The organism is Cyanobium sp. LEGE 06143, assembly GCF_015207535.1.
Taxonomy (GTDB): Bacteria; Cyanobacteriota; Cyanobacteriia; order PCC-6307; family Cyanobiaceae; genus NIES-981.
The window spans coordinates 1-6906 of record NZ_JADEWP010000138.1 but is presented as its reverse complement, the minus strand read 5'-3'; the positions used below and the strand labels follow the sequence as shown (position 1 = coordinate 6906).

At 71.4% G+C, this 6906-nt stretch carries 6 protein-coding genes and 2 pseudogenes; 1 reads left to right on the top strand and 7 read right to left on the bottom strand.

Features of this window, described 5'->3' with window-relative positions:
• The 6 genes and pseudogenes from IQ216_RS10100 to IQ216_RS10075 all read right to left on the bottom strand — a co-directional run.
• Window positions 1-647: pseudogene (locus tag IQ216_RS10100) on the bottom strand (DUF4175 domain-containing protein); the annotation flags it as partial.
• Window positions 647-1393, bottom strand: a complete 747-nt coding sequence (locus IQ216_RS10095; protein ID WP_193815372.1) for a glycosyltransferase family 2 protein — start codon at window positions 1391-1393, stop codon at window positions 647-649. The gene IQ216_RS10095 and the pseudogene IQ216_RS10100, both read right to left, overlap by 1 nt.
• Window positions 1390-2172, bottom strand: a complete 783-nt coding sequence (locus IQ216_RS10090; protein ID WP_193815371.1) for a phosphate ABC transporter ATP-binding protein — start codon at window positions 2170-2172, stop codon at window positions 1390-1392. Before IQ216_RS10090 ends, IQ216_RS10095 begins: the two co-directional genes overlap by 4 nt.
• Complete coding sequence (pstA, locus tag IQ216_RS10085) at window positions 2169-2999, bottom strand: phosphate ABC transporter permease PstA (protein WP_193815370.1); 831 nt, start codon at window positions 2997-2999, stop codon at window positions 2169-2171. Before pstA ends, IQ216_RS10090 begins: the two co-directional genes overlap by 4 nt.
• Window positions 2992-3870 (bottom strand): phosphate ABC transporter permease subunit PstC, encoded by an 879-nt coding sequence (gene pstC / locus IQ216_RS10080; protein WP_193815369.1) that lies wholly within the window; start codon window positions 3868-3870, stop codon window positions 2992-2994. The genes pstA and pstC overlap by 8 nt, the downstream gene beginning before the upstream one ends.
• Window positions 3867-4652 (bottom strand): phosphate ABC transporter substrate-binding protein, encoded by a 786-nt coding sequence (locus tag IQ216_RS10075; RefSeq protein ID WP_193815368.1) that lies wholly within the window; start codon window positions 4650-4652, stop codon window positions 3867-3869. The genes pstC and IQ216_RS10075 overlap by 4 nt, the downstream gene beginning before the upstream one ends.
• A 188-nt stretch (window positions 4653-4840) precedes the next feature.
• On the opposite strand from IQ216_RS10075, the pseudogene IQ216_RS14280 reads away from it, so the two are divergent.
• Window positions 4841-5377 (top strand): annotated as a pseudogene (locus tag IQ216_RS14280) (methyltransferase domain-containing protein); the annotation flags it as partial.
• Window positions 5378-5420: 43 nt separating this feature from the next.
• Here the strand turns inward: IQ216_RS14280 and IQ216_RS10065 are convergent.
• On the bottom strand, window positions 5421-6698 hold the full coding sequence (locus IQ216_RS10065) for a sirohydrochlorin chelatase (RefSeq protein WP_228007376.1): 1278 nt from the start codon (window positions 6696-6698) through the stop codon (window positions 5421-5423).
• Between the last annotated feature and the right edge of the window lie 208 nt (window positions 6699-6906).

Sequence of the window (6906 nt, the reverse complement as noted above, 5' to 3'; positions counted from 1 at the left end):
GCGGTGGAGTGGGGCTCGATCAGCAGCCAGGCGCCCACCAGGGGCAGCAGGAACCAGCTCTCGAAATGGCCGCCGCCGGCGATGCTCACCAGCACCAGCGGGTTCCAGGCGTAGAGCAGGCTGGGCAGCCGGCTGAAGCGGCGGGCCAGCAGGGCGCAGAGGGCCAGATCGGCCGCCACGAAGGCGAGCTTGAACGGGAGCACCGCCGGGCCCAGGTCCGCCGGTGACAGCGCCGCCAGCAGCCGGAACAGCAGCTGGGTGAGGGGCGGGTAGATCGCCGTGACGTCTGGATGGTTGATCTGGCCCCACCAGGGGGTGCGCAGCGGCTCCAGCAGGGCCGCGTCCGGGGCCAGCAGGAACGGATTGAAGCCAAACCGCTGGATCTGGCCTTCCCAGAGGTAGCGCCAGATGTCATCGCTGGGCTCCATGGGCAGCAGCAACAGCCGGGTGAGCACGGCCACGCCCCAGAAGGCCGCGGCGCCCACCCAGCGCAGCCGCCAGGAGAGGGCGAAGCCAGCGCCGAGCACCGCCGCGGCCCGCCAGAAGCCCGGCATCACCTGGGGATCGTGCAACAGACCCTGGGGCGCCATCAGCGCCGCGCCGAGCACCAGCAGCAGACAGCTGCCCGGCAACGCCCAGCTCGCCATCAGGCGCCCCTCCTGGCCGGCTGCTGCGGGCGCAGCAGCTTGCGCAGGTAGAGGCCACCCAGGGTGGTGAGGATGCCGACGCCGGCCCCGACGCTGCCGGCCACCGTGCCGGAGATCTTGGACTGCCCGCCCGCGCGGCGGCGGGGCTCAACGGCCTGTTCCTGGATCCGCAGGCCGGCCTCCACGGCCTTCACCTGCATCTCGATCGTCCAGCCGAAGCCGCGGTCGTGCATCCGCAGCGCCAGCAGCGCCTCGCGGCGGATCAGGCGCAGCGGACCGAGGTCGGCGAAGCGGTGCCCCCAGCCGAGCCTGATCAGGCGGGTGGCCAGACCATTGCCGAAGCGCTGCGCCGGCGTCAGCAGCCGCTGCCCGGCCGGGCTGGCCATGCGGTTGCCCAGGATCAGATCGGCCCCCGCCATCAGCGCGGCCCAATGGTCCAGAACGCCCAGGTCGTCACTGCCGTCTCCGTCGCAGAACAGGATCCAGCCGATCGGCTCCGGCAGGTCGAGCAGCCCCCGCCAGCAGGCCCGCCCGTAGCCCGGCACCGGTTCGTTCAGCACCTCAGCACCGCAGTGGCGGGCGATGGCGGCACTGGCGTCGCTGCTGCCGTTGTCCACCACACGGATCCGGCCCACGCCCTGGCGCTGCAGGCCCTCGATCACCGCGGCGATCGTGGCCGCCTCGTTGCGCACGGGAATGATCGCCAGCACGGCATCGAGGGGCGTGGCAGGATGGGCTGTGGTCATCCGCGTTCGCCCCTCAGGTAGGCCGCTGTGATCGGGTGTGCGGGCGCGCTGAACAGCTGCTCGGCGGGCCCCTGCTCCACGATCGTGCCGCGGCCCTCCGCCGTCCAGAACACGATCAGGTCGTCGGCCAGCCGCCGGGCCTGGGCCAGGTTATGGGTCACGATCACCTGGGTGCAGCGCCCCCGCAGGCCGGCGATCAGGTCTTCCACCACGCCACTGGCCAGGGGATCGAGGGCGCTGCACGGCTCATCCAGCAGCAGCAGCTCCGGCTGCAGGGCCAGGGCCCGGGCCAGGCAGAGCCGCTGCTGCTGCCCGCCTGAGAGTTTGAGGGCCGAGTCATCGAGCCTCGAGCGCACCTCGGGCCAGAGACCCACCTCTTGCAGCACGCTCTCGATCACGGCGTTCCGGCGGCGGCGGTCGTGCAGGCCGTGGTGGGCCAGGGGCACGCTGAGGTTGCGGCGGATGGAGAAGGGGAACGGGTTGGGCCGCTGGGCGATCCAGCCCACCCGCCGGCGCAGGCCCATCAGGTCGGCCTGGGGGCCGGTGATTTCCACCCCGTCGAGGCGGATCGAGCCACTCACCCGGCAGCCGGCGCTGAGGTCGCTGAGCCGGTTGAGGCAGCTGAGAAAGGTGCTCTTGCCGCAGCCGGAAGGCCCCACGATCGCGGTGATGGCGCCGCGCCGGATCGGCACGCAGAGGCCGTCGAGCACACAGCTGTGGTGGTAGCTGACGCTGAGGTTGGTCACCTGCAGCAGCACCGGGCCGGGGGAGCTGGTCATCGGCCCGCGGTGCTCCCCTGCCAGCGGGTCGCCAGCAGCATCGTGAGGCCGTTGCAGAGCAGCAGCAGGGCCACGAGCACCACGGCTGTCGCACAGGCCCTGGCTTCTCCGCCGGGCACGTTCATGGCCAGGTCGTAGATGTGCACTGACAGCGCCCGGCCCGAATCGAGCAGCGAGCTGGGCATGCGGTCCACGTAGCCGCTGGTGAACAGCAGCGCCGCCGTTTCCGCCAGGGCCCGCCCGAGGCCGAGCACCAGCCCCACCGCCAGGCCCTGGGCGGCGCTGGGCAGGATCACCAGCCGCAGGGTGCTGCCCCAGGAGAGGCCCAGGGCCGCAGCGGCCTGGCGGTAGTCGTGGGGCACGGCCCGCAGCCCCTGCTCGCAGCTGCGGATCAGCACGGGCAGCACCATGCAGGCCAGGGTGAGCCCCCCGGAGAGAATCGAGAAGCCCAGCCCCAGCCAGAGGCTGAACATCGCGTTGCCGAACAGGCCGAACACGATCGAGGGCACACCGGCCAGCACGTCCAGCGAGCCCCGCACCGCCCGGGCGAAGCGGTTGCGGCCGCGGCTCACTTCCGCCAGCAGCACGGCCGTGCCCAGCCCGATCGGCAGGCTGGCCGCCAGGCACACCAGCAGGATCAACAGCGTCGCCACGATCACCGGGGCAATGCCCCCGGCTCGGCCCGCATCGCGGGGGGCCTCCAGCAGAAAGCCGAGGCTGAGTTCAGGCAGCCCCTGGTGCAGCAGGTCGGCCAGCACCCAGGCGAACAGGGCGCTGACGGCCACAGCCACCGCCCCACACAGAGCAGCCACCAGCCGCTCAGCCATGGGCCCGCCCTCCGGCCAGGCTCGTCGCAGCCAGCCCCTCGGCCACGGCCACCAGAGCTGCCACCAGCACCAGCAACACCAGCCCCCCCACGAACAGGGCCGAGCGGTGCAGGTCCAGGGCATAGCCCAGTTCCAGGGCGATGTTGGCCGTGAGGGTGCGCACCGGAGCGAACAGGCTGCCCGGCAGCTGCACCACGTTGCCGCTGACCATCAGCACCGCCATGGTTTCGCCGATGGCGCGGGCGCTGCCGAGCAGCACCGCTGAGGCGAGGCCGGGGGCGGCCGCGGGCAGCAGCACCCGGCGCAGGCTGGCCCAGGGACTGAGACCCAGGGCCGCGGCGGCCTGCCGGTAACTCGCCGGCAGCTCCACCAGGGCCGACTCCATCAGCAGGCTGACGGTGGGCAGGATCATCAGGGCCAGGATCAGGATCCCCGCCAGCAGGCTCTGGCCCGGCGGCTGCCAGCGGGCGATCCGGGGCGTCAGTTCCACCAGCCCCCAGAAGCCGAACACCACCGAGGGAATGCCCGCCAGCAGCTGCACCAGACGCCGGTACACCCCGCTCCAGCGGGGTGGCCCATAGCTGTGGCAGAAGAGGGCGGAGCCGAGCGCCACCGGGGTGGCCAGCAGCACGGCACCGGCACTGCTGGCCGCCGTGGCGAGCAGCATCGGCGCCAGACCGAAGTGGCCCTCCGTGGCGCCGACTGTCGGGTGCCAGCTGGGATCACCGAGCCAGCGGAGCGGGCCGAGGGCCCCCAGGGCCGGCAGGGCCTCCCCCAGCAGAAAGGCCAGGATCCAGACCACGATCGAGCAGGCCAGCACGGCCGTCAGGCGCAGGCTCCAGAGCAGCAGCCGGTCGGTGGCGCTGGTCATCGGGCCGGCGCCACCACGGCTTCCCGGGCCAGCAGGTCATCGTTGGCCGGGGCGGTGGCAAAGCGCAGGAAGTTCCTGGCCAGAGGATTGGAGTGATCGGGTTTGCTCACCAGGTTGAGGGGCCGGGCCAGGGGGAAACGCCGCTGGGCCACGTTGGTCAGGGTGGGGGCCACGCCGGCCATCGGCAGCAGCCGGATCGCCAGGCCCCGCTGGGCTTCCAGGGTCGCCGCCCCGATCGACACGTAGGCGATGGCGCCGGGATCGCCCGCCACCGTGCGCAGCCCCTGCTGGTTATCGCCGATCACCACGCTGGCCCGGATGGCCTGGTTGTCGAGTTGGAAGTGGTCGAGGAACACCTCCAGGGTGGAGCGCCCCTCGGCCTTGGTCACCACCGTGATCGGCGCGGGGCTGCCGCCCAGCTCCGACCAGGTGGCGATGCGGCCCGTGAAGATGCCCCGGATCTGCTCATCGGTCAGGGTCTGCACCGGGTTGCTGCTGTTCACGATCACGGCGACGCCGTCCAGGGCGATGGTGGTGGCCTGGAGGTCGGCCTCGCTGCTGTTCAAGGCCCGCGACACCATGCCGATGTCGGCGCTGCCCCGGCGCAGGTCCGCCAGGCCGCGGGAGGACCCGCCGGTCTGCACGTCGATGCGCACGCCGGGATGGCTGGCCTCGAAGCGGCGGGCGATCTCCCCGGCCAGGGGAGCCACGCTGCTGGAGCCCGTGAGGGTGAGCCGTGGCGGTGAGGCAGCCGAGGAGCAGCCCACCAGCAGCCCGGCCATGGCAGCTATTGCGGCCAGGATCCCTCTGGGGGCCAGGGCGCTGCTGGCGGTTGGAGCGTGCACTGGCACGGCTGGTGTCGACGGGGGCTCTGGAAGTACTGACGACGGCGGCGATCGGATGCGGCCTGGTCTGCCGCGGGGAGGAGGTTCCTAGGGTTCGGCCGTTGTGACACAGGCAGGGCTCAGGGATGGGTGGGCGCTCGGCCGAGCTGATCGACAGCCTCTCGGTGCCCCTGGCTGAGCTGTGGGCAGGCCTGCCCCAGCGGCGGCTGCGCGCGGAGGTGATGGATCAGCCGGAGCTCGATCCGGTGGTGCACCGCGATGCCCTGCGCGGTCTGGCCCGCATCAACACCCTCACCCGCAGTGCGGCCTGCTTTGCATCGGCCCTGCGCCAGCTGGCCCTGCGCAGGCCCGGCCAGCGGCTGCGGCTGCTGGATGTGGCCTGCGGCAGCGGCGACAGCCTGCGCGCCCTGGGCCGTCTCGGCCGGCGCCTGGGCCTCGATCTGGAGCTGCATGGCTGCGACCTCAGTGCCGAGGCCATGGCCATGGCTGGCGATCTGGCGCTTGCCGAGGGGGTGGAGGCCGACTTCTTCCAGGCCGATGCCCTGGGCGAGCCGCTGCCCGGCGGCTATCAGCTGGTGGTCTGCTCTCTGTTTCTGCATCACCTCAGCAGCGCCCAGGCCCAGACCCTGTTGCGTCACATGGCAGCCGCCACCGACGATCAGCTGCTGCTGCACGACCTGCTGCGCACCCGCCTCGATCTGCTGCTCACCTGGGCCGGCACCCGGCTGTTGAGCCGTTCGCCGGTGGTGCATGTGGATGGGCCCCTCTCGGTGGGCGGCGCCTTCCGGCTCGACGAGGTGGCGGCCCTGGCCGCCGCCGCCGGCCTGGAGGGGGCCCAGCTGCGGCGGTTCTGGCCGGAGCGGTTCCTGCTCTACTGGCGCCGGGGATCGGGCGAGGCCGGCTCTGCCGCGGCTCCGGCTGGATGAGGCTGCCGTGATCTGGGACGTGGTGGTGGTGGCCATGGCCATGGCCGTGCTCGCTGGCCGCGGCCCCCAAGGGGATGGGAACCCCATCGGGCTGACAGGCTCCGGTGCATTCGCGCTCGCACAGGTCACAGCCATCCGTGAGCCCTTCCACATGGTGGTGGTGGCTGTGCTGCGGCGCCCCCACATCCGTTTCAAAGCCGAGCACCTGGGCCCGGTATTTGCAGAGGGAGCAGTTCATCGCGGTGTCGCCCCGCACCACATCCATCACCCGCTCCTCGAAGGTGTCGAGCACATGAGGATGGTCGCCTAAATAGGCGGCCTGAATGAATTCCAGCTCGGGATGATCGGCCGCCACGCGCTCGGTGTGCTGCACGATCCGGCTCACCAACACCCCTGAAAAAAGGAAGTAGGGAAACACCACCACCCGGCGGTAGCCCAGTCGCACCGCCTGGCGCAGGCCTGGCTCCACCAAGGGAAAAGTGACGCCTGAGTACACCGTTTCGCCCCAGCCGAAACCAAAGCCCTCCACCAGCATGCGGGTGACCTTGGCCACGTTGGAGTTGGCATCGGGGTCGGACGACCCGCGCCCCACCACCACCAGCAGGGTGTCCTGCAGGGGCACAGAGCCGGTGACCCTGGCGAGGGCCTCCCGGATCCGGGCCCCGGCGGCCTGGATCATGCGGCGATCCACCCCGAGCTCCCGGCCGTAGTCGATGCGCAGTCCGGTTTCGGCCGCGTAGGTGTTGAGCACCGAAGGGATGTCGTTCTTGGCGTGGCCCGCCGCAAACAGCATCGCCGGCACCGCCAGGATGTGCTCCGCACCGCGGCGGCGCAGGGCCTCCAGACCGTCGCGCAGGATCGGCCGGGCGAACTCCAGGTAGCCGTACTCCAGGGGCAGTGGCCGCAGCCGCTGCTGCAGCTGCTCGGCCAGGGCGGCAAACTCGGCCACCGCCAGGCGGTTGCGGCTGCCATGGCCACACACCAGCACCCCGAGGGAACGGCCCCCGGCCGTGAGGGCGGCATCGGCCAGAAACGAAGCGGAAGCCTGTGAACTCATGGCAACGGAAGCCTGTCACGACCCTATCGCCGCCTCAGCCGCGCCCTGCTGGGCCTCCGAGCTGAGCGGCCGGACGCAGGAGGGGCGGGCCCGGGGCGAACCGATCAGCGCTGCTAAGGCCAAAAATAAGCAGATCAAAACCCATTAGTGGTCAAGATCCTGCATTGATTCGTAACATTGGCCCATCGTTGCCATGGCTCCCATGACG

Coding starts and splice junctions, on each gene's coding strand:
- IQ216_RS10075 (WP_193815368.1), bottom strand. CDS start 4,652: ATGGCCGGGCTGCTGGTGGGCTGCTCCTCGGCTGCCTCACCGCCACGG.
- pstA (WP_193815370.1), bottom strand. CDS start 2,999: ATGGCTGAGCGGCTGGTGGCTGCTCTGTGTGGGGCGGTGGCTGTGGCC.
- IQ216_RS10090 (WP_193815371.1), bottom strand. CDS start 2,172: ATGACCAGCTCCCCCGGCCCGGTGCTGCTGCAGGTGACCAACCTCAGC.
- IQ216_RS10095 (WP_193815372.1), bottom strand. CDS start 1,393: ATGACCACAGCCCATCCTGCCACGCCCCTCGATGCCGTGCTGGCGATC.
- pstC (WP_193815369.1), bottom strand. CDS start 3,870: ATGACCAGCGCCACCGACCGGCTGCTGCTCTGGAGCCTGCGCCTGACG.
- IQ216_RS10065 (WP_228007376.1), bottom strand. CDS start 6,698: ATGAGTTCACAGGCTTCCGCTTCGTTTCTGGCCGATGCCGCCCTCACG.